This is a genomic window from Janthinobacterium violaceinigrum, assembly GCF_009208555.1.
GTDB lineage: Bacteria > Pseudomonadota > Gammaproteobacteria > Burkholderiales > Burkholderiaceae_D > Janthinobacterium > Janthinobacterium violaceinigrum.
The window spans coordinates 1-383 of sequence record NZ_WFLI01000120.1 but is presented as its reverse complement, the minus strand read 5'-3'; the positions used below and the strand labels follow the sequence as shown (position 1 = coordinate 383).

General features: G+C 72.3%; 1 protein-coding gene. It reads right to left on the bottom strand.

Translation table 11 applies throughout. The features are described from left to right. On the bottom strand, positions 1–383 hold a 383-nt coding region (locus GCN75_RS29465; protein WP_193317710.1), incomplete at both ends, for a hypothetical protein.

Sequence of the window (383 nt, the reverse complement as noted above, 5' to 3'; positions counted from 1 at the left end):
GCCGCATGCGCCGACGCCGCATTCGCGGCAGCGGTGGCGGCTGCCGCATCGTCGGCCTGGGCCGACGCCAGCGCCGCGTGGGCCGCTGCCGCATTGGCATTGGCCTGCGCTGCCGCATCGGACGCATTCTGCGCGGAGATGAGGAGGTTCAGCTTGAGCGTCTTGTCATTGTCGGCGTCCAGGGCGTTGGTATCGGCCGTTACCGCCGCGTTCAGGTTGGCGATGGCTGCGTTGAGCGCGGCATGCGCGTTGAGGGCTGCCGTGTCGGCCAGTTGCGCCGCCAGCGTGGCCGCGGCCGAGAGCGCTGCTGTGTGGGCTGCGTTGGCGGCGGAAAACGCGCACGACGCCGATGCCGCCGCTGCGGCAGCGGCCGTCGCGGCTGC